The sequence below is a fragment of the Ancylomarina sp. 16SWW S1-10-2 genome, from assembly GCF_009669305.1.
Classification (GTDB): domain Bacteria; phylum Bacteroidota; class Bacteroidia; order Bacteroidales; family Marinifilaceae; genus Ancylomarina.
Genome location: NZ_SADB01000030.1, coordinates 15,039 through 38,066, shown reverse-complemented (window position 1 = coordinate 38,066; position 23,028 = coordinate 15,039). Strand labels below are relative to the sequence as shown.

Below are 23,028 nucleotides of genomic sequence, written 5' to 3'. Positions count from 1 at the left end.
AGAGATTGCTATTAAAAAGATCTCAGAGGGAAGGCTATAGAACCCTAAGTGATTTTTGCAGGGCAAAATTGGTTAAGAAAAGGGAGATCCGGAAAATCGAGGTGAGTGATGAGTTTGTAATGATTACCAAAAAACAGGACTATGACCTCAATAAAATAGGTGTAAATCTCAATCAGCTTGCTAGAAATATCAATGCCCAACATGTTTATCAATTCACAGCTTCGGATCGAGAAGTTTTTATGCAGGTCTTGCAAGAACTTCGAAATTGCTTTTCTGTTTTGCAGAATTATGTAGATATGATAGAATAAAGATAAAAGTCCTTCCTATGGTCATTGTGATCCTTCAAACGACTAGTACCGAGAATGCTTTCCTTTATAATGAGAAGAAAGTGGAGGAGAAGAGTGCGACACGCATATCATTTACGATATAATTATGAACTTAAAGTTATTTCCGATTTTTCTCTTGAGCTGAGTAAGGGCTCCAATAAAAATCAGAATAACTTTATTTAGATACTTTTGGAAATATATTTTCTTATCGAAGCTTCCTTTTAAGCTTACTCATGTCTTTGCTAACTTTTTCATTAACGACTTTTGAGTAAATTTGAGTTGTACGTATATTCTTATGACCAAGCATTGAGCTTATAGATTCAATGGGGACTCCATTGGCAAGGGTAATAGTTGTAGCAAAGGTATGCCTTGCGATATGAAAGGTTAAGTTTTTGTCAATCGATGCTAAATCTGCTAATTCTTTTAAATATGCATTTAGTTTCTGATTACTAAAACTTGGAAAGATATGTTGTTCCGTTTTTTTTGCTGGATGATTAGCATATTTTTTTATTAAGTCGTTAGCTTGAGGAAGTATAGGGATATTTGATGGTGTTTTTGTTTTTTCACGTTCCAATAAAATCCATAAATTACCATCTATTCCAATTCGAATATTGTCTTTAGTAAGATTTGAAATGTCTATATATGCAAGCCCCGTATAACAAGAGAAAATAAACATATCTCTGACAACCTCTAATCGAGGGAAAGTCAATTTTAAGCTTTCAAGACTCTTTAATTCTTCTTTGTTAAGGCATTCTCTTTTTACTTCTATTAATTTTGTTTTATATTTTGCAAATGGATCTTTATCCAACCATTCATTTCTAATGGCTAGATTGATAACCTTGCGCATATTTTTCAAATATTTATAGGTGCTGTTATTGTTACATTTCCGAACTGTTTTGAAGTAGTGTTCAAAGTCAACAATAAATGAATATTTGAGACGTGTTAATGGAATGTCATTTAAGTTGTATTGATGCTTTAGAAATCTTTTAACATGGTCAAGTGTCGTGATGTATCTTTTTACAGTTGCTTCTGCATATGAGATGCCCTGTAATTCTTTCATTTGCATGTTGTGATATTCAAAAACTTGTATTAAGGTTTTTTTGTTTTCCTCAATACCTAAGAATCGAGCTTTTAATTTTTTTGCAGAGATAAGATCACCATTTTTAACCATCTCTGTGTGGTGGTCGTAAATGCTATTTTTTAGGACTTCCAGAAATTTGTTGAGTTGTCCAGCACCTTTTTTCTTAGTTATAGCTTTAAGTAGTTTACTATCCCAGTTGTGAGGATTTATAGACCTACCTGTAGAGATTTCAACGCGTTCATTATTTATGGAAAAACGAATGTAAATAGGGGCTTCTCCAAGCTTATTAGATCTGTTTTTCCGAATGAGAAAACTAATGTTTAGTGTTGAAAATGTATTCATAGCATGGTATTATTAGATCATAAAAGGTAGCTTTTGATTAGTATTTGTAGAATTATAGTGATGATGTTTAGTAAATTTAATAAAAATCCAGCATCTTTCAAATTAAATTTTCAAGGATAATATAATTTAATACGTTTTGATTCAGTTTGTTATGAGGGGATTGGTGAACAAAGAGGGTTTTGAAATTTGTTCACCTGAGAGTACACCTTCCTATTGACTCTATTTGTTTTAGAATGAATTGGGTGAAAACAGAAAAGACTGTAAATCAGTAGATTTACAGTCTTTTGGATTAGGATGATTCCTAAATTGCGGAGAGAGAGGGATTCGAACCCCCGGTACGTTGCCGCACAATAGTTTTCAAGACTACCGCATTCGACCACTCTGCCATCTCTCCAGTATTTTCTTATTGGAATATTTTTCAAGAATCTGCTCCCGATAGCTATCGGGACGACACTCTGCCATCTCTCCAATAATTCAATGTTATCCTTTCGATAACGAGTGCAAATGTAAGTCAAAAAAGTTCTTTTCGCAAGTGTTATAAGAGGTCTGTAAGTGTTTTTTATTTGTTAAAATAAGCAATGAGTTGACAATAACGATTTTAATGTGCTTCTTTAGTATGAATAAAAATTAGATTTCTCTTTAAATTAGGAATATTTCACAATATAGACGCTTGATTAGGCTTTGTAACTTATTAATTGAGTTGAAAATTTGACTTTCCCTACTTGTGAAATTGAAAAGTAAATCTATTTTTACAAATTGAAAATTTGGACAACTAAACTTTATATAAATTTAACTGAGAATTAGAATGAGTGTTGAAAAAGAGAATAAAACAAAAGAGCACTTTTCCAGGGCTTTTTGGGTAGCCAATTCGGTAGAATTATTGGAAAGAGCTGCTTATTATGGTGTATTTATTGTTATTACAATTTACCTATCCCGCATATTAGGTTTTACTGATGTAGAAGCAGCTTTAATTTCAGGTTTGTTTTCTGGAGGTTTGTATTTATTACCAACTTTTAGTGGCGCATTGGCTGATAAAATGGGTTTTAAGAAGGCACTTTTGCTTGCCTTTTCCTTATTGACTATTGGATATGCTGGTTTGGCTATTTTCCCAACCATGTTGGCATCTGCAGGGCTGGTTGAATATTCCAAAATTACGGTATTCACAGGATTAGAGACTAGTTCCTATAAATGGTTTATTATTCCGATAGTGATGCTGATCATGATTGGAGGATCATTTATTAAATCTGTAATAACAGGAACTGTTGCAAAGGAAACTACTGTAGCTAATCGTGCTAGAGGATTTTCTATTTTCTACACCATGGTGAATATAGGTGCTTTTTCGGGAAAAACTATTGTGAAGCCACTACGTGAAGCAATGGGGAATGAGGGTTTAATTACCCTGAATTATTTCTCAGCTGGAGCAACTTTAATAGGTTTAATAGCCGTTTATTTTTTCTTTAAAAGTACAAGTACCGAAGGAGAAGGCAAGAGTATGTCGGATATTTGGGCTGCTTTGTTAAAAGTTCTTACTAATGGTCGATTGGTGGCGTTAATTCTTATTGTAACCGGATTTTGGATGGTTCAACATCAATTGTATGCTACAATGCCAAAGTATGTTTTACGTATGGCAGGAGAGGGCGCATCACCATCTTGGTATGCTAATGTGAATCCGTTAATCGTTTTCCTTTTTGTAGGCTTAATTACTCAGCTAATGAGAAAGAAAACAGCACTGTTTTCTATGACTGTAGGTATGTTTATTATGCCCGTATCGGCAATGTGCATGGCAGCTGGTAACCTATTAGATGTGGAGTCGATTGATTTGGGACTATTTAGTCTACATCCAGTTGCATTCATGATGATTATTGGTATTGTATTCCAAGGATTTGCTGAGTCATTTATTTCGCCTCGTTTTTTAGAGTATTTTTCTTTACAAGCTCCTAAGGGTGAAGAGGGAATGTATTTAGGTTTTAGTCACTTACATTCATTTATCTCATCTATATTAGGCTTTGGTTTATCTGGGTTTTTATTGTCAAAATATTGTCCAGATCCACATTTGTTTGCGAATCATGCTGAGTGGGAAGTAGCATCAGCACATGCGCATTACATTTGGTATTATTTTGTTGCCATTGCAACGGTGTCGGCTATAGCTTTAATTATATATGGGCGAATAACGCGTAAGCTTGATGCCGAAAAAGTTCTTCAGAAAGCATAGAATATAGCTTTTTTGAGAGAAAAAATTAAACCACTTCAATTTTGAAGTGGTTTTTTTAGCTAGTTCCTATATGGATTATTTTAGCACTATAGTATTATCATTATTGACAAAGGGTTTAGTTTTTAATCAATTTATTTTTTTCTATTTGTAAGCTAGGAAGGGTAAAGAAAAATGTTGAGCCTTCTTTTAGTTTAGTTTTTAACTCTATTTTACCACCCATTAGTTCTACTAATTTTTTAGAGATTGAAAGACCAATACCTGTGCCTTCATACTCTCTAGAACTACTTTCGTTTGCTTGTCGGAACATGTCAAAGATGTTCTTTTTCATATCGGGTGAAATTCCAATTCCGGTATCCTTTACAAAAAACTCAATTAGCTTGTTCGAATCCTTATTGACCTCTTTGAACCCAAATTCAACCTGACCTTTTTGAGTAAACTTTAAAGCATTTTTAAGGAGATTTATAAATATTTGCATGAAACGTTTGGAATCTGTTTCTATAAAAATATCATTAGCATCAGGTGGTAGAATTAGTTTTAATTCTAAATGAGTTTTATTTGTTGCTTTTTGTTCAGCTATAATAATGTCTTCAACTTCATGAAGAATTCCTGAGACATAGCATTTTTTGTATTCAAACTTCACATTTCCCGATTGAATTGAGGAGATATCAAATAGATCTTCTACCAGATTTAGAAGCTGGAATCCACTTTGATTAATTATTTGACAAAATTCAATAGCAGTATCAATCGGAGTGTCTAGATCAACTAAGTTTGAAAAACCTAAAACAGCATTTAAGGGTGTTCGTAATTCATGAGACATGGTGGCTAAAAAAGAAGATTTTAATCGGTCAGATTCTGTTGCTTTTATTAGGGCTATTCGTAATTCATCTTCGTTTTGTTTTTTCTGGATCGAAATACTAACTTGATGAGAAACGAGTTCTAGTACTTCTTTATCTTTTTCGGTTACTATATTTTCATCTTCGTACGATTGAATAACAAGTACACCAATAACTTCTTCTTTATTCCCCTTTAGTGGCATACCTAGCCATATTTTGGACGGTGCACCGTGTAATTCGATTTCACCTCTCGATTCCATCTCATCTAATATTTTAGTATTGGCCAGTAGTGATTTATTATTATCAACAACCCAACCCGATATGGTTCCAGCTTTAGGAAATGATTCAAACGAATCTAATTTATCTTTATGAAAAGGTAGACTGAATGTTTCAGTTTTATTGTTGTATAAGGCAACAAAAAAATTAGTTGTATCTATTAGTTTGCCCAATTGACAGCGTATGTACTCTATAAAATCGAATAGTGTTTCGTGAGTAAAAACAGCATTCGATATGTTTAGCGTCATTTGTTGGATGGTTTCTAGGCGCTTTTTATCAGTTATATCTTCTTTAACAGCTATAAAATGAGTAATCTTTCCTTCATCATCTTTTAAAGCAGATACACTTACTTTTTCCCAAAATAAACTGCCATCCTTTTTCTTATTTTGCAGTTCGCCATGCCATTCTTGTCCTGATTTAATTGTTTCCCATAAGTTTTGATATGTATTTATTGATGTGTTTCCAGAACTAAGTATTCTTGGGTTCTTTCCTTTTACCTCATGAGATTTATATCCTGTAATTTCTAAAAACTTGGGGTTTACAAATTCAATTTTACCATCATAATCTGTTACGACTAAAGATACAGGGCTCTGAATTACAGATTGGGATAATATTTTTAATTCAGTTTCGGTTTGTTTAAGGTGTGTGATGTCATTAATTGAAATGAGTGAAACGGTTTTATTATTAAAAACAGAATTCTTTACATTTACAATAACATTTATCTTAGAACCATCATTTTTTATGGCTACTGTTTCAAATTGATATTTAGTTTCATTTTTTAACTGTGTATTCCAATTTTCTTTAGGAATAAAGCTATGGATAGACATTTGATTTAACTCCATATCCGAATAGCCAGTCATTCTTGATGCTCTTTGGTTGGCCTCAATAATTTTATCTCCATCTAGAATACAAACTGCCTCATAACTGGCATCTGCCAATGTTTTATATTTGTTTTTGCTTTCTTCCAACTGATCAATCATTCTACACCTATCTATAACAATTGCGGTGAGATCAGCTAAGTTGGAAATTAATTCAAGATCAGAAGCATTGGGCGTATGAATAGATCTATGATAGATCGCAAATGTACCTAATATTTTACCCGAAGGATCTATTATAGGTTCAGACCAACAAGAAGCTAAATTTGCTTTTTTTGCTAAATCTTTAATATTATCCCAATATGGGTGAGTGCTTATATCTTCTACAACAACTCTTTTACCTGTATGGGCAGCTGTTCCACATGATCCACTTCCAAAACCGACTGGGAAACGGTGTATTGCTTTATTATAAAAATCAGGAAGACTAGGACCTGCGCCATGCAATAGGAGAGTTCCGTCTTCGTTCAAATATAAAATGGAGCATAATGATTTAGGCGAAAATTTTTCGGCATTTTCTACAATTTTATTTAGTAAGACATTTTCTGATATGCCTTTATATAGTAATTCGAGTACGTTTGATCTTAGAGTAGAAAATTCATTCATGGATCTAAAATATAGTTTTTTTTACTATTGGCATACGTTTTTGTTAAAAAAGAAAGATCCTAATTTTATAACGATTTGTCTAGTTTTATTTTTCTTAAAAAATAGTGTTAAAATCAAGTTGATGGATGGTTTTGAAATAAAAATGTATCTATCTGTTGGATAATTAATTTACAAGATGGAATAGATCTAGTTTACATGAAATCTGCTTGAGATAAAATTGAAAAGTTGCTTATTTTTACTCCTTATATTTAATTCTTCTTCCCATCTGTCTATTGGCAAAAACATAAAAGTAGTTCTTATGATCTCTTTTGTTATGACTAGTTTTACATCATTTAAGACGTCTATTAATATTTATTAGAATGCTTTGATAATGAATTTAGATAAGAATTATATTTCTATCTTTATAACTACATATTAAAGGTTTAAAACTCATATACTCATTTCAAAATTTCGAATAAACCAATGGAAGATCATAAACACGAGCATGGACATAAACACGATCATGGTAATTTGAAAGGTAGAAATCTTGGAATTGCTATACTTTTAAATATAGGTATTACAGTTGCACAGCTTATAGGAGGTTTCATATCAGGGAGTTTAGCTTTAATGTCTGATGCGTTGCATAACTTTAGTGATGTATTATCTCTTATTCTTTCGTGGTTTGCGAGCAAATTATCCAAAAAAAATCAAACGTCTGCTCAAACATATGGATACAAACGAGCAGAAATTTTGGCTGCTCTAATTAATGCTGTGTCCTTAATTGTGATTGCATTTTTCTTATTAAAGGAAGCTATATTTCGCTTTTCGGAACCTATAGAGGTGCAGTCTGGTTTGGTCATGATGCTAGGTGGTTTATCAATTGTCTTGAATGGGTTGAGCGTTTTATTAGTGCAAAAGGATGCAAAAGAAAATATGAATATGCGAGCAGCGTATTTGCATTTATTTACAGATATGATTTCCTCTGTTGCGGTTGTGTTAGGCGGTTTAGCTATGTATTTATGGGATGTTGCATGGGTTGATCCCGTTCTTTCTATTGGAATTGCACTTTATCTCGTTTATTCAAGTTGGGGATTAATAAAAGAAAGTGTGAGAATATTAATGCAGTTTGCACCATCCAAAATTAATTTAGAAGATATAAATAGAGAACTTCAAAATATTCCAGAAGTAACTAATATTCATCATGTTCATGTTTGGCAACTGGATGATAAACAAATAAACCTTGAAGCTCACATTAGCTTTAAAAAAGATTTAAGTTTGAGCCAAGTTGATGAGATTCTACATCATATAAAGCATGTTTTAGATGATAAATTTGATATTAATCATGTTACGCTTCAGCCCGAAATAAATGGAAGTTGCGGTGATGATAGTTTGGTTAGCCAGGATGGAAAGTGAATTTTAGTATTTTTACTAATTAATTTCAAATGTGATACTCTCCTCTGATATTTAATGCTTTGCAATGAGTGTTTCGTTGTTGATTCAATGAAGTGTGGAAAATAATATTTAAATCATGTAGATATATTGACTTTATTTTGCAATTTTACGCGACCCAAAAACGAATAACCTGACTAAACTTGCCAATTAATCCTGATAATATTAAAAAGTTAGTACATCAACTTTCGACGAAGGATGATGAGCGTGCGTTTGAACAAATCTATAATTTGTTTTACTCAAAAATGTATGCAACATCTTTTCAATATTTAAAAAATAAACCATTGGCTGAAGAGGTTGTATCTGACGTATTTTGTCGTATTTGGCAGAAACGATCAGAATTAGATCAAATAAAGAACTTTGAAAGTTATTTATTTATCTCTGTTCGTAACCTTTCTTTAAATTATATCCGAGATAATTCTAGAATTAGTAATGAGTCGCTTGATGAAGTAGCATATCATATTTCAGATACTGTTGCACTTCCTGATGAAGTTATGCAGGCTCATGAATTACAAGATGTTCTCAGTACCTCCGTTGAAAGTTTACCAAAAAAGTGTAAAGCAATTTTTAAGATGATTCGTTTTGATGGTCTTAAATATAAAGAAGTTGCTTCAGAACTAAATATTTCTGTCAATACCGTTGATACCCAAATGAGAATAGCTATGAAGAAAATTAGTCAATCTTTGGGTGATTTTTCCAGAAAAAAGAAATAAAACCGGAGTTTGTCATTGTCTTCATAAATGTTGATATGGTTGTGTTTGTTTTGAGTTTTATTATTTTTTTTAAATAAAATCAAATTCTTTTTAGTGATATTTATAGAATCTAGGGTCTTAATATTAAAAGCTATTATTTCGAGATAACAAATGAGTGAAGTTCAATATATAATAAATAAAATATTAGCCAATAGTGCTAATAAAGAAGAGCAGGACTTGTTTAATAACTGGTTGTTGGAAAAACCAGAAAATAAGCAGTTTTTTGAGCTTCAGCGTCAGCAATGGGAGGAGATACTTCTTGTGGTTGACGATGAAGATAAAAAACGTGTCTTTACAGATATAAAGAATAGAGTTGGTATAGAAACTAGAGTGGTTGATTTTAATAAGCATGTTGCTAAAAAGAAATCAATGGGATGGATGAAGGTTGCAGCTTCTATTGTGGCTTTTATTTCTTTAGGGGCATTAAGTTATTACGAAGTGTCTGATCCTTTTTCTCATTTAAACTTAATTGGATACGATTTGGTTGAGGCAGATGCTGGAAGTCAACAAACTCAATTATTATCTGATGGTTCTACGGTATATTTGAATGGAGATAGTCGTTTAAAGTATAAGATTAATTCTGAGTCTAGTGAACGTAAGCTGTATCTTGAAGGAGAAGCATTTTTTGATGTAGCTAGAGATGAGACTAAACCATTTGTTATAAGACTTGAAAATAGCAAAGTTCAGGTATTAGGTACATCATTTAATATTCAAGCATATCCTGAGGATGAGCAAATTTCAACATCTGTATTAACAGGTCGAGTTGCTTTTGAAGCATCGAAAGCTGAGTCTTTAATTCTTCTTCCTGGTAATAAAGGAATTATAAATAAGGGTAGGAATTCGATTGATAAACTAAATGTGGATAACTCCAAAGATATAGCTTGGATGGAGAAAGCATTGTATTTTAAAAATGCAAGTTTCTCTGAAATGTCAAAATCAATATATAGAATGTACGGCGTGAAAATTAAGTTGGTAGATGGCAGTCTAGAAGACTTAAGAATCACTGCAGAGTTCGAAAATGAAAATATTGATGAAATTTTTAAAATTCTTGAAATGACCAATGAGTTCTCTTATTCAATTGAAGGTGATGTGGTTATGATTAAGGAGTCTAAGAAATATTAATCAAAAAAAATACCGAAAAGTGGCAGCTCTTCGGTATCTGAATAACATGTAGTAAATTTACTTGTCAAGTAAATGGAATTGAAATAAAAAGACTTACTTCAACCAACATTATGTGCTGCAAAATTAAGAAAAAATATCTACACAAAACAAACAAATCTTTATTTGTTTGTGAATCTGCTGTTATATATAACAGATTCAGGTTAGATATGTTCTTGGTTTTGCTTTTTTTATGTCTTTTTATTTCTACAAATTCTTATTCTCAATCAAACCTCATTTCGCTAAATTATATGAGTGATAATATGAGTTTAGAGGATTTTCTTGAACAGCTAGAAGATCAATCCGATTTTTCATTTGTTTATAATTCAGAAAAATTCAAAAATTTAAAGATTAAATCTTTACCGCAAGAGAGTGCGCCTTTAGTCTCATTATTAAGTTTTGTATTAACACCAATAGGCTTAAACTTCATTGTATATAGAAATAAAATTATCATTAAAGAAGCGGGTGCAGTTGTTCCAATGACACTTTTGAAATCGTCATACCAAGTTCAAAAAGCCGATTTGATTCGAATTGAAAAGATCGTGCTGGGACGCGTATTATGTGATGATGATAGCGAACCAATAGTTGGTGCTTCTATTCGGGTCAAGAATCAAGTTTATGGTACAGCTAGTGATAAGGATGGTTATTATAATTTGAAATGTCATATTGGAGATTCTCTTCTAGTTACTGCTATTGGTTTTGTTGATTTTGAATATGTTGTAGGTTTGAATATAATTGAAGATATTCGATTAAAGCCAAATATGATTAGTTTAAAGGAAGTCAATATAATAGGTTATGGTGAAGAAGAAACTCGTGAATTATTAGGAGCTGTGAGCTCTGTTTCACCTCTGGTGAGTGGAGAAGTTCCAAATGATTTTGATGATGTTTTAGCAGGAACTGCCAGTGGTTTATGGTTTCAAAAAAGTTCGGGAGTACCTGGTAGTACTTCTATAATTGCTATTAGAGGTGTAACTTCACTTCAACCAAATGCGAATAGTCCATTAATTGTCGTTGATGGGGTACCACTTTTTTCAAGCGAAGAAAATTTAAATAGTATTACCTATAAAACTTTTTCTGGAACGAACTTTAACTATTTAAATAACTATGTTTTTAATGATCTTCACGAATCCGATGAGTTTAAGAAGAATGGTTTGAATATGGTCAATACTGAAGATATTGAATCTATTTCAGTACTTAAGGATGCGTATTCCACTTCAATATATGGTTCGAGAGGGGCAGCTGGTGTAATTTTAATTACAACGAAAAAACCAAAAAAGAGGGGTCTTAGTGCGAGTTTCTTATATGAAACCAGTCTATCAAAGCCTGTTGGAAAACCTGATTTGATGAATGCAGATGAATACTCTGAATTTTATAGTACCTATTATGGGGTATTATTTCCAAATCAGGTTAATACAAATTGGTACGATCTTGTAGTGCGTAATGCAGTAGGAAATAAATTAAGTTTATCAGTTCAGAATAAAACTCACAATGGTTTCTTTTATATGAGCTTTTCTCAGATAAATCAAGAAAGCTATATTATAGAATCAGATTATAAGAAATATACTGGCCGATTTAATTTCCAACAAAGTATTCATGATAGAGCTAGAGTAGGAGCTAATTTGGCAATTACATCTGAAGAAAATAATTCATTATTAGCTCCAAAAATATATCGCGATGCTATTTTAAAAGCTCCAAATGTATCTGTTTATAATGATAAAGGAGATTATCGTTTTGATAATATGGGTAATCCTTTTGGACAGTATTCTGAAAATCCTCTTGCTATGGCAAAAACAGGAAAGGGTGAAGTTTATGATACTTATACAATCGCAAATGTATATCTCGATTTAGAATTAACAAATTGGTTATCCTATCGTTTTGATTTTGGAGTTAATTTAATTGAAACTGATGCTATTTCTGCTTATAGAAGTGGTGCATTTCCTGATAAAAAGAATACTATTGAAAATGATGGTTATTCACGAAAATGGGTTATTACAAATACGTTAAATGGATATAGAACTTTTGGAGATCATTCCTTAAAATTTGTTTTAGGGCAAAGTCTTGAACAGTCAAGACAAAAAGAAGAAGAAGTGTTTTTTGAAGATCTTTGGCGAATAAGCACCAGTGCAAATCTTAAGCTTAATGACTACGACACTGAGAGAAGAAAATATGCTTTAGCTTCCTGGTTTGGTCGATTTAACTATAATTTTAAACATAGAATTTTTGCAGGAGTTACATATAGAGTTGATGGTTCATCTCGTTTCAGAAAAAACAATCGCTATATAATTTTCCCTGCATTTTCTGCAGGATGGATCTTGAAATCTGACACTGATAATTCTTTTTTGAATTTATTGAAATTACGTTCTAGTTTTGGATATTCGGGTGTAGAGCAATCAACTTATACATATGGTGCTTTTAGAACATACCAAACTCATCCACAAAATTTAAATTACGCAGGTAAGCTAATTTTATCCGAAGAAAATGGAGCCGAATTGGATATTTCTTGGGAAAAAACGAAGAATTTTGATTTTGGAATAGATGTATCATTCTTTCATGAAAGCCTGAAAGTAACTTTAGATTATTATTCTAAGGAGGTTAATAACTTACTTCTATTTACTGATGTTGTAGCAATTTCTGGTTACGATAAACAGTGGGTGAATTTAGGTAAAATGAAGAATACTGGAGTTGAGTTAAACCTTGATTGTAATTTGATTGATAGCGATTTTAAATGGAATATACTTTTAACAATGGCTTACAATAAAAATGAAGTTCTCGAAATGAATTATGCTGGTGAAGAAATATGGCAAGCTGATCAGGCTTATAAGTATTTCAAAAAAGGGAAGGAAGCAGCTCAATTCTACCTTCATGATTGGCAAGGCGTAAATCCTGTAACGGGGAATCCAGTTTGGCAATATGCCAATGGAGTTTTAAGTGATGAAGCACCCACGGATGATGCAAATAGAAAACCATTTGGATCTGGAATTCCAACTTTAACAGGAGGAATGAACAATTCATTTACTTTTAAGAGCTTTGAACTAAATGCATCATTAACTTTTGTGTCAGGAAAAAAAATGATGAATGGAACAGCAGCCTTATTACATACTTATTCAACGACAGAAGCCTACAATTTATCTCCAGATGTTTTAAATTATTGGAAAAATGTTGGTGATGTTACTGATGAACCAGCTTTAACAAATAAATCTATAACTAGTTCAAATAATTATATCACCAGTCGAACAAGCTCACGCTTTTATGAGGATGCCTCATTTATTCGCTTAAAGAGGCTTGTGTTGGCTTATTATTTACCTAAACCAATTGTAGAAAAGCTAAAGCTTGAAGGAATTAAAATTTTTGCTCAAGCGACGAACTTATTTACGATTACAAATTATTCAGGAGTAGACCCAGAAGTGAGCGCTTTTGGTTCGTCTTCTTTGCTCTCTGGTTACGATGAGGTAACCATGCCACAGTCAAAGTCATTTAGCTTGGGCTTAAGAATTAACTTATAAACAAACTTGTCAAGTAAAAACTAAAATATATGTAGTAAATGAAAGGTTATTGAGTCTGGCAGGATAAAATAACTACACTAGAAATTCCAAATCTAATCTTATTGAAAGAAGCATAATATCAGTTATCAAACTGGTAATCGGGGATATCTATTCCTATATCTTCTGGAATTATAGTTGTTTAAGTTAAATACAAATGGATTGTTAGAAGTGATAAAATGATGAAAATGTTGAATAAACAAGTGTTTAAGTCAATTTGATTAATCGATTTTGAACTATAAAATCCGAATTATAAACCCAATATAAACCTAAAATTAAATGTTTATGAAAAATGTAAGTATTTCATGGAAAATGGCTTTACCTCTTCTAGCCATATTGTTAAGTAGTGTATTCACTTCTTGTAGTGACGATGACAAAAAAATGAGTGATTTAACTGGATTTTTAAGTTTTGGATTTTCCGATGAATCTCTTGCTAATTACGAATTTACGATTGGAAGTGATAATGTCATTACCAATCAAATTGCTTTACCATACGGATTTGATGCTTCTGCATTGACACCTACATTTAGTACAGCTCCTTTAGCTATGGTAAACATCGCAGGTGTTGATTTTGTAAGTGGCACATCTGCTATTGATTTTACTGAAGATGTTGTGTTTACAGTTGTCGCAGAAGATGGTGATAACACATTGAATTATACGGTAAGAGTAAATGTAGCAAGCACTTTATCTGCTTGGACAAATCTTTCTCCAAATGCAGGTTTACCTTTATATACAGATATTTCAGCTTTCGAAATAGGTGGTAAGTTCTTTGTTGTTGGTGGTCTTAAAGGAGGTCTTTATGGTGGTCATGAATCTGGTCTCTTTTCATCTACTGATGGTGCAAGTTTTACAGCCGTTTCAACTTCCATTTTTCATGATTATGGTATTGCTATAGGAAGTACTCCTGTTAAGCATGGTGATAATCAATTATTAATTGGTGGTTGTTCTTATGCTGATTATGATGATAATGGTTTAAATGGTGCTAATTCTGCTAACCAAAAAGTGTGGTCTTCTACAGATGGTATTACTTGGGAGAAACTTACAGTAACTGAGACAGACCCTGCAAAAGCTGTTTGGGGAATGTATCCAGAGATTAATTCATTTTCAGCAAGATCTCATGCAGCTGTTGCAAATATGAATGGTGATTTATATTTAGTGGGTGGTTTTGGATATTTTTACGGTTCTCCTCAAGTTGCTATTGCTGATGCATGGAAATCAACTGATGGTGGTGTTACTTGGACTAATTTAGAAGCTAATTTTGGTGACGGTTTTGTTGCTAGAGCTAATAGTCAATTACTTGTTTATAAAGATGAGTTGTACTTAATTGGTGGGCGTAATCAATATCTTGGATCACCACAAATGTATTATAATGAAATTTATAAATCGGCTGATGGTACAAATTGGACTAAGGTAGATGTAGTAACTCCTTTTGATGCTGTTGCTGGTCATACTTGTTATGTGTATAACGATAGAATGATTCTAATAGGTGGTAATGCTGACACGGGTGAGGTTGATGAGAATGAAAATCAAATTGTTGCTCCATCTAATGCTATGTGGGTGTCTGAAGATGCTGGTGTAAACTGGACTAAAGTAGCTGAAGGTGGATTACCTGAAGGATTTGCTGGACGTGCAGGTCATGGATTAGTTAAAGATGGAAATAAAGTTCATGTTTTTGGTGGCATGGGTGTTGAAACTGATGGTTCAACTAAGGTGTTAACTGACTCTTGGGAAGGAACTTTGAATTAACATATCTTAAGTTTAGAAGGTTGCTGGCAGGCAACCTTCTAAATAATCTTTACTCAGGTTTTGTTTTTTAATATCATGTAGTAAAATCCAATATAATGAATAAAATACTTTGTGTCATATTTTCGATTTCTCTGCTTCTATCAACTTTGGGTTTACAAGCTCAAGTTGTGAAAGCTATGGAGTTAAAGAAAATTAGAATAACGGGCACGCTTAAATGCTCGGAAGATAATCAGCCTATTGTAGGAGCTACTATTATTGTAAAAGGAACAACGAATGGTGTAGCTGTCGATTTTGATGGTAATTTTACAATTATTGCTAATAAAGGAGATGTTTTAATGATTTCTTCAATTGGTTATCTGTCTAAAGAAATTAAAATAGAGAGTCAAACTCATTTAGATTTGAGTTTGAAGCCAGATAATGTCTCTCTATCTGAAATTGCCGTAATTGGTTATGGTGTTGTTGAAAGACGAGACTTAACAGGTTCTGTTGCATCTGTGAATATTGAGCAAATTGATCAAGTGGCTTTAAGTGTTGATAACGCACTTACGGGGCAAATTGCAGGTGTGCAGGTTAATTCGGCTAGTGGTACTCCTGGTAGTGCAACTGCAATAACCATTCGTGGTATTACATCTCTTTCTGCTGACAACAACCCTCTTTACATTATTGATGGTGTTCCAGTTTATGGCGTTGGTGCAGGTGCTTCAACTTCTTTTCAGTCAGGTGGAGTTGCTATGGTATCCATCGGAGGAAATAGTACATCGGGCTCTATCGGAGCGACCTCAGAATTTGAAAGAAATCCTTTGGCCAGCTTAAATATGGATGATATTGCATCTATTGAGGTTTTGAAGGATGCTTATGCAACAGCAATATATGGATCTCGAGGAGCTGCAGGAGTTATTTTAATTACAACCAAGAAAGGGAAAAAAGGAATTCCTAAGGTAAATCTTAATATTTCGACTTCAGTGGCAAGTCCTATCGATGTTCCTGATGTTCTATCAGGAGATCAGTATTCTAAATTTTATAACGATTATCATGGTGTAAATTCATTCCCTTATGGAGTAAATACAGATTGGTTTGATGCTGCAACACGTGTTGCAGTTACAAATAATGTTTCAGCAACTGTTTCTGCGGGAACTGATAAGAGTACTTATTATTTATCTTTAAATTATCTTGATCAAGATTCATATGTGATTAATAATGATTTCAAACGTTATACTGCACGTATTAATTATGAATACAAATCAAGTGAAAAATTCCGATTTGGAAATAATATCAGCTTGTCTTACACAGATAATAATTCATTAAATTCTGGTAGTGTGTATCGTAATTCATTACTTGCAGCTCCAAATACTAGAATTAAAGATGATAACGGAGATTATGTATTTGTTCAGAGTGATCGTAATCAATTTAATCCAATTGCTAAAGCTAAGGAGGATATCAACTTTGTTAAGGATAAACGAGTTATTGGTAATTTGTATGCTGAATACAAAGCTTTGTCGTGGTTAACTTTAAAAACTGAAGTTGGTATTGATTTTATGTCCTCAAAATCTTATAATCGCAATAAGGAATACAAAGGAATGGACGATGGTAAAGAAGTTGAGATTATTGAAGGAAGTGCAAGTCAGTCAAATATTAACAATCTTAAGCTAGTTATTAATAATACAGCATCGATATATAAAGAATTTGGAGAACATGTATTTACAGGTGTTCTTGGGCAAAGTTTTGAAACTTCAAAAGAAGACTATGTTAGAATTGCTGCGACCGACTTTCCTACCAATGATGTTTTAAGTATCGGTTCGGCCAACGATTCTCGTGTTGATGCGGCGGTACTTAGAGAGTGGGCCATGGTTTCTTTCTTTGGTAGGCTGAATTACCGTTGGAAAGATAAATATTTGGCTGGTGTGACTTACCGAGTTGATGGATCATCACGATTCAATAAGAACGAAAGATATGTTGGCTTTCCATCATTTTCAGCTGGCTGGCGAATTTCTAAAGAAAACTTTATGGAGCGATATACTTGGCTTGATGATATGAAATTTCGTGCAAGTTTAGGCTTTTCTGGAATTTCTGGTTCTGGTGGCTATTACGGTAATCAAGGACAATATGTTGCTAGAGATTATGCTAAAAAATATGGTAATACGAATATTCTGGAAGTTCAACAAGCTAGTAATCCTGACCTAAAATGGGAAAAAACACAAACAGTTGATATTGGATTGGATCTATCTTTATTTCAATCTAAGATTTCTTTATCTCTGGATTATTACAATAAGAAGAGTATTGATATGCTAATTGGTTCAAGCGTACCATTGTATTCCGGTTATTCGTCTCAAACACAGAATTTAGTCGATATGGAGAACAAGGGTTTTGAAGTATCATTAAATACTGTCAATATTGATAAAGAGTTTAAGTGGAGTTCAAATCTAAATTTTGCAAGAAATACCAATAAGGTTACAAAGCTTAACTTGGCAGGATATGTAGCTGGTGGAGCAGAAATAGGATATGCTTATTATCAGGTTGGTGAATCGGCTACTGCTTGGTTTTTGTACGATTGGCATGGTGTTGATCCTCTTACAGGTAATCCTTTATGGAAATATTCCGATGGGAGTATTTCAACAACACCTCCTGCTTCGATAAATAATAAAGAAGCGTATGATAATAAATCGGTAATGGGTGACAGAATGCCTGAGTTTACAGGTGGATTTACGAATATTTTCTCTTATAAGAATTTTGAAATAAATACCCTATTGAGTTTTTCTTATGGAGGAAAAATTATGAATGGAACTCGTGCAGAACTCTTAACATATACAGATAATAAGAATAGAAACCTTAGTACGGAAATTTTGGATGAATGGATTATTGCTGGACACAGAACCAAAATACCTAAAAAGTATAACAAATCGAATCCAGAAAAGCTTAAGGGTGGAGTAGACTATACCGTTAGTCGACAAACTGATCGTTTTCTTGAAGATGGTTCGTTTATTCGTTTGAAAAATATTTCGTTATCTTATCGTTTAAATCCTGACAGAATTCGTAAACTTGGATTACGTAGCTTAGTTGTTTACGCTAAGGGATCAAATTTATTAACTTGGACCAAATATTCAGGACCAGACCCTGAAGTAAGTGCTTTTGGTTCATCTGCCGCATATGCAGGTAATGATGAATTAACAATACCTCAGCAGAAAGCAATTCAAATTGGAGTTAAAATCGGCTTAAGGTAATATTTGAGAGCTTATTAGTAATTATTCCTGATGCTTAAATTTGGTGTCATGATACTAATTTCAAAAAAATGAAAAATAGAATAATTAATATATACAGTTTCGCTTTGTTAGCTCTTGTTAGTGGTCTAACAGCTTGTGATAAACAGCTAGATCTTGCTCCTGAGGATACAACAGTCGAATCGGAGGTTTTTCAGACTGCTAGTTCTGCAGAATCAGCTTTAATGGATGTTTATAACAAAACCTACGAAGCTAATAAGTCAACAACCTATACAATTGGTGATGTAACTACTAGGCTTATTGAGGTGACAAGTACTTCTTCAATGGCCTTAGTTTCAGGCGATTTATTAACAGATGATTACACGCCTGAGCAAATATGGTCAGATACTTATGCTGCTATTAATGTAGCTAATGTTATAATTAAGTCAGTTCCCGAATTGGGAACCTATAATGAAGATTTGGAAAATCAGCATATAGCTGAGGCTAAATTTCTGAGAGCCTATAACTATTTAGTCATGTTAAGATTGTTTGGGGATGGCGCATTACAAGGGAAAATGGATGGTCTTTGTGTTCCTTTACAGTTGACGCCTTATGCTGGAACTGAATTTGTTTCTAATAATGCATTGAAACGTTCGACAAATGATGAAGTTTATACACAAATCATAAAAGATTTAACGGAGGCTTTACCAGATTTGAATGACGATTATGATGACGATTTAGAAACAAGGGCTCGTGCGACTAAGGGAAGTGTGCATGCTCTTCTTGCTAGAGTCTATTTGTATAAAGGAGATTTTGAACAGGTAGTTAAACAATCGGCTTTTTTTGTGAATAATTCAACCTATACTTTAGCGTCAAAGCTTCGTTCTGTATTTCCAATTAGCAGTGGGGTTGATGTCGATTTAGATGAGGAGTTTATCTATGCTATTCCATTAACATTTAATGGAGGGAATCATCAGTTTGGCACGCATTTTTTCTCGTATTATTCAAGATCTTTGGGATATGTATCTGATGATTATTTAGGAAAACTTTCTGAAACAGATCAACGAAAAGTGGAATTGGTTTGGAAAGGAAATCCTTTATCTACATATAATTCTGGTAAGTCTACTACAAGTAAATTTAATAATAAAGACGGTCGTGATAACATTCCAATGATTCGTTTGTCGGAGATGCTTTTGACAAGAGCTGAGGCTTTAGCAAGAGTTAATGGTCTAAATCAGGAGTCTGTTGATTTGCTAAATCAAATTGCAAGTCGAGCTGATGCTGCTTTTGTAAGCTTAACATTAGGTGATTTTGTAAGTGATAATGCACTTGTTAATCGAATCTTGTTGGAGCGTGAGAAGGAACTTGCTTTTGAAGGTTTACACCGTTACGATATTATTCGCACCGGTAGAAAACTTCAGTTCAAAAATAAAAGTGGTGTGTTTGAAGATGTGCCTGCTGGTCGATATGTGCTTCCTATACCTAAGCGCGAAATTGATATTACAAAGGGTAGTTTGGTTCAAAACCCTGGCTATTTGTAAACTCTCTTTTAGCTAATATTAAAGGCTAAGCAGATTTGATTTTATAGAATATATTCACCTAGAGTCTAAAGAGAAACCAATTAGAACTTCGGTTTCTCTTGGATCTAAGTGATTTCTTTTCTCAGATATGTACTGATGACTAAAATAAAAATAGGCTTTCTGTTCTTACATTCTGTATGCTTTTAGTCCATTTAAAAGCTGAAATGCAATCTGATAAAAAGGGTATCTAATTCCAACATACAACTTGACAACAGAAAATTTAGATGGTGGTTTTAAAAATGCTTTTTTAAAACTTAAAGCTGATTTATTAGGGGAGAAAAAGGCTATTAAAAATAAATTAAAATTTCACACTTTTTAGTTAGGGTATAAATCATTTTCTAGGGTCTTTAAATCAAGGTGGAGATATTCATCAGTAATACTGAATCAATAAAGTATTCCAAATTATGAATTATTGCCAGACGATTCTCATATAACTATAACAGTTGGCAGACTGTTTCGTTTTGGTAATTAAATTTCAAATTTAAATAATTACATGAAAAATTTACTAACAGTAATTACAATTGCTCTTTCAGGGCTTTTCATTTCAACAAGTTCAATGGCTCAGAATCGTTCTGTTGAATTCGAACATGCAAAGTGGTCAAAGGTTTTAAAGAAAGCTAAGAAAGAAAACAAACTGATTTTTGTTGATTGTTACACATCATGGTGTGGTCCATGTAAAATGATGACTAAGGATGTCTTTACACAAGATCATGTTGCTGATTATTTCAATAGCAACTTCGTCAACTTTAAAGTAGACATGGAAAAAGGCGAAGGACCATCGCTTAAGCCGGGATGGAAAATTAATGCCTACCCAACTTTTTTAGTTATAAATGCTGATGGCGAAGTTATTCATCGTGTAGTAGGTGCTTATCAGGCTGATGAGTTTATCAATTATATGAAAGAAGCTCAATCTGATGATAAGAATTTTGCCGCATTGCAAAAGCAGTACGAAGCAGGAAAACGTGATGGTGAATTCATGTTTTCATATTTAAGATCGCTTCGTATGGCTAATCTTGGTAAAGAAGAGTCTAAAAGAGCCGATGAGTATATTTCAAGCTTAAATAAAGAGGATTTATTGAAAAAGGAGAATTGGAATATCGTGAAGTATTTTATGAATAACCCTGCAACTGATGAATTTCGTTTTGTGGTGAAAAACAGAACTAAACTAGCCGATATTGTTGGTGCTGATGAAATAAATTCTAAGATTTATAATACTTACAATAAGACAATTGAACAGTATTCTTACTTCCAGCCAAGAAAAGGCCGTGTATATGACAAAAAAGGATTTGACACTTTGATTACTGATCTTCAAAATTCAAATTTTGAAAAATCATCGGAGCTTATCGCTATTGCATTAAGGAATGAATACTCTCGTTTGAACGATTGGGATAAGTATGCATACGTTGTTGATGCTGCTCTTGATTTTTCATTATTGAAAAACAATGAAAACAAATTAAGTTTTTTTGATAATGCAGCTGCTATGATTGCTAATGTAAGCAAAGATAAGGAGATCTTAGAGAAAGCACTTCGTTGGGCAGACTACGCTTCTGTAAACGAAGACCGTGTACAATATAAGTCGGGTTATCTGGCTACAAAAGCTAATTTATTAGAATTGGTTGGTAATGCTGAGGCCGCTAAGGCAACTCAATCAGCTTCGGAAGAGGCCGATTTGAAAGCTGAAAAAGACGGAACAAAGATTATCTCTATTCCTATGATGAAACTTGGTGGGATGCAACCTATTAAGGGAAAAAAGAAGTAAATAAAATTAATATGTCTTGTTTAATCGATAAGACATACCATTCTACAGCATAGTTTAGTTAATTGATGAAAGATAGATTTGGCAGAATCATATCAAAAAACATCAATCACACTATCATATAATAAAATAAAATAAAAAAAATGAAAAATTTACTTGTTGCATTTTTAGCACTAATTCTTTTCTCGTGCCAACCACCAGTTAAGGATACCATTACGATTAAAGGAAAAGTTAAGTTTCCTGATAATAAATTTAAAATGACTATTATTGAGCGTAATGGTTTTGATAAAACAGTTATCGATACCATCGAAGTGAAGAAGGACGGCACTTATGCTTACGAAATGAAAGTTAATAGGATTGGTGTTTACACTTTAGATTGTCAAAAGTGGCAGACGGTACAGTTTTGGGCTGAGGATGAAGATCTAGAGATCAACTTTAGAGGTAAGGATACAGCTAAGGTTGTTATTAAGAACCCACCTTACGTGTATATCAACGGTGGACCAAATAACGAAGTGATGAATTTAGTTGCTTTTAATGTCTACCGTCGTTATCAAAATATGATTGCTGCTGGTAAAATCATATATGCAGCTTCCTTAACAGATTGTCAAGAGTGGAAAGATAATGCTGCGCAGGGGTATAACAGAAATTATGATGATAGCGATGCTAGAACACATTATATCGCAGAACATTATGCTGATCGTAACTCTATTATTTCGGTATTACCTTCGTTAAGAAATGAAAGTGATAAGAATTTACGTGATCATATCATTAAAACGCTTGAAGCTAAGAATCCTAACTATAAGCCATTACTCGATTATAAGGAAGCAGCAGCTAAGGCTAAAGCTCAAAAGGAAAAATTAGCTATTGGTAAAGAAGCTCCAATTTTCGAATACCCTACTGTAGATGGTAAGATGATTAATCTTAAGGAATTTAGAGGTAAATATTTGGTTGTTGATTTTTGGGCATCATGGTGTGGTCCATGTCGTAACGAGATTCCTCCTATGAAAGAGTTATATGAAGAATATAAAGGTCAGGATATTGAGTTCTTAAGTGTATCGATTGATAAAAGTAAGAATGCTTGGAAAAAAGCAATGCGCCAGGAAGATATGGCTTGGCCTCAACTTCAGGCTCCAGATTCTGGAAAAGAGCTAATGAAAAAATATCAGTTTTCAGGAATTCCTTTCATCATTCTTTTAGACAAAGAAGGTAAAATTGCTGCAAAACATCTTAGAAGTGAAACATTGAAAGAGAAGTTAGAAATAATATTTGAATAGGGGTGATTTAAATTATCTGAATTCTTCACCCTTGCCTAAATGTGTTTCACAGC

Annotated in this window: 13 protein-coding genes and 1 tRNA gene; 11 read left to right on the top strand and 3 right to left on the bottom strand. The window is 33.1% G+C overall.

The annotated features are described in order from the left end of the window. Positions 1 to 308 (top strand): plasmid mobilization relaxosome protein MobC (gene mobC / locus EMN46_RS17305; RefSeq protein ID WP_154202086.1); only part of this gene is annotated, 308 nt, incomplete at its 5' end. Positions 309 to 531: 223 nt separating this feature from the next. On the opposite strand, the gene EMN46_RS17300 is transcribed toward mobC, so the two are convergent. Continuing rightward, complete coding sequence (locus EMN46_RS17300) at positions 532 to 1,749, bottom strand: site-specific integrase (RefSeq protein ID WP_154202084.1); 1,218 nt, start codon at positions 1,747 to 1,749, stop codon at positions 532 to 534. Positions 1,750 to 2,058: 309 nt separating this feature from the next. Further along, positions 2,059 to 2,143: transfer RNA gene (locus EMN46_RS17295), tRNA-Ser, on the bottom strand. Positions 2,144 to 2,554: 411 nt separating this feature from the next. Here EMN46_RS17295 and EMN46_RS17290 point away from each other — a divergent pair. Then, positions 2,555 to 3,961: an MFS transporter gene (locus tag EMN46_RS17290; protein WP_154202082.1), complete on the top strand. Its 1,407-nt coding sequence runs from the start codon at positions 2,555 to 2,557 to the stop codon at positions 3,959 to 3,961. Positions 3,962 to 4,076: 115 nt separating this feature from the next. Here EMN46_RS17290 and EMN46_RS17285 read toward each other — a convergent pair whose 3' ends face one another. Then, positions 4,077 to 6,548 (bottom strand): PAS domain S-box protein, encoded by a 2,472-nt coding sequence (locus EMN46_RS17285; RefSeq protein WP_154202080.1) that lies wholly within the window; start codon positions 6,546 to 6,548, stop codon positions 4,077 to 4,079. Positions 6,549 to 7,010: 462 nt separating this feature from the next. On the opposite strand from EMN46_RS17285, the gene EMN46_RS17280 reads away from it, so the two are divergent. The 9 genes from EMN46_RS17280 (at position 7,011) to EMN46_RS17240 (ending at position 22,975) form a co-directional block, all read left to right on the top strand. Further along, entirely contained in the window at positions 7,011 to 7,940 is a 930-nt protein-coding gene (locus EMN46_RS17280; RefSeq protein WP_154202079.1) for a cation diffusion facilitator family transporter, read from the top strand. Between the two features lie 179 nt (positions 7,941 to 8,119). Further along, a complete protein-coding gene (locus tag EMN46_RS17275) occupies positions 8,120 to 8,689 on the top strand; it encodes an RNA polymerase sigma-70 factor (RefSeq protein WP_154202077.1) in 570 nt (189 codons plus the stop codon). Between the two features lie 150 nt (positions 8,690 to 8,839). Then, positions 8,840 to 9,850, top strand: coding sequence for a FecR family protein (locus EMN46_RS17270; protein ID WP_154202075.1), 1,011 nt, complete (start codon positions 8,840 to 8,842; stop codon positions 9,848 to 9,850). A 287-nt stretch (positions 9,851 to 10,137) separates the two neighbouring features. Continuing rightward, a complete protein-coding gene (locus EMN46_RS17265; RefSeq protein WP_195715300.1) occupies positions 10,138 to 13,389 on the top strand; it encodes a SusC/RagA family TonB-linked outer membrane protein in 3,252 nt (1,083 codons plus the stop codon). A 321-nt stretch (positions 13,390 to 13,710) separates the two neighbouring features. Further along, the gene (locus EMN46_RS17260) at positions 13,711 to 15,171 is read left to right on the top strand and encodes a DUF6242 domain-containing protein (protein ID WP_154202071.1); all 1,461 of its coding nucleotides are present in this window, start codon (positions 13,711 to 13,713) and stop codon (positions 15,169 to 15,171) included. A 95-nt stretch (positions 15,172 to 15,266) separates the two neighbouring features. After that, positions 15,267 to 18,389 (top strand): TonB-dependent receptor, encoded by a 3,123-nt coding sequence (locus EMN46_RS17255; protein WP_154202069.1) that lies wholly within the window; start codon positions 15,267 to 15,269, stop codon positions 18,387 to 18,389. 68 nt (positions 18,390 to 18,457) lie between these two features. After that, positions 18,458 to 19,906: a RagB/SusD family nutrient uptake outer membrane protein gene (locus EMN46_RS17250; protein WP_154202066.1), complete on the top strand. Its 1,449-nt coding sequence runs from the start codon at positions 18,458 to 18,460 to the stop codon at positions 19,904 to 19,906. 532 nt (positions 19,907 to 20,438) lie between these two features. After that, on the top strand, positions 20,439 to 21,704 hold the full coding sequence (locus tag EMN46_RS17245) for a thioredoxin family protein (protein ID WP_154202065.1): 1,266 nt from the start codon (positions 20,439 to 20,441) through the stop codon (positions 21,702 to 21,704). Positions 21,705 to 21,844: 140 nt separating this feature from the next. Then, entirely contained in the window at positions 21,845 to 22,975 is a 1,131-nt protein-coding gene (locus EMN46_RS17240) for a TlpA disulfide reductase family protein (protein ID WP_154202064.1), read from the top strand. The last annotated feature ends 53 nt before the right edge of the window (positions 22,976 to 23,028 follow it).

Coding starts and splice junctions, on each gene's coding strand:
- EMN46_RS17300 (WP_154202084.1), bottom strand. CDS start 1,749: ATGAATACATTTTCAACACTAAACATTAGTTTTCTCATTCGGAAAAAC.
- EMN46_RS17290 (WP_154202082.1), top strand. CDS start 2,555: ATGAGTGTTGAAAAAGAGAATAAAACAAAAGAGCACTTTTCCAGGGCT.
- EMN46_RS17285 (WP_154202080.1), bottom strand. CDS start 6,548: ATGAATGAATTTTCTACTCTAAGATCAAACGTACTCGAATTACTATAT.
- EMN46_RS17280 (WP_154202079.1), top strand. CDS start 7,011: ATGGAAGATCATAAACACGAGCATGGACATAAACACGATCATGGTAAT.
- EMN46_RS17270 (WP_154202075.1), top strand. CDS start 8,840: ATGAGTGAAGTTCAATATATAATAAATAAAATATTAGCCAATAGTGCT.
- EMN46_RS17265 (WP_195715300.1), top strand. CDS start 10,138: ATGAGTGATAATATGAGTTTAGAGGATTTTCTTGAACAGCTAGAAGAT.
- EMN46_RS17260 (WP_154202071.1), top strand. CDS start 13,711: ATGAAAAATGTAAGTATTTCATGGAAAATGGCTTTACCTCTTCTAGCC.
- EMN46_RS17255 (WP_154202069.1), top strand. CDS start 15,267: ATGAATAAAATACTTTGTGTCATATTTTCGATTTCTCTGCTTCTATCA.
- EMN46_RS17250 (WP_154202066.1), top strand. CDS start 18,458: ATGAAAAATAGAATAATTAATATATACAGTTTCGCTTTGTTAGCTCTT.
- EMN46_RS17245 (WP_154202065.1), top strand. CDS start 20,439: ATGAAAAATTTACTAACAGTAATTACAATTGCTCTTTCAGGGCTTTTC.
- EMN46_RS17240 (WP_154202064.1), top strand. CDS start 21,845: ATGAAAAATTTACTTGTTGCATTTTTAGCACTAATTCTTTTCTCGTGC.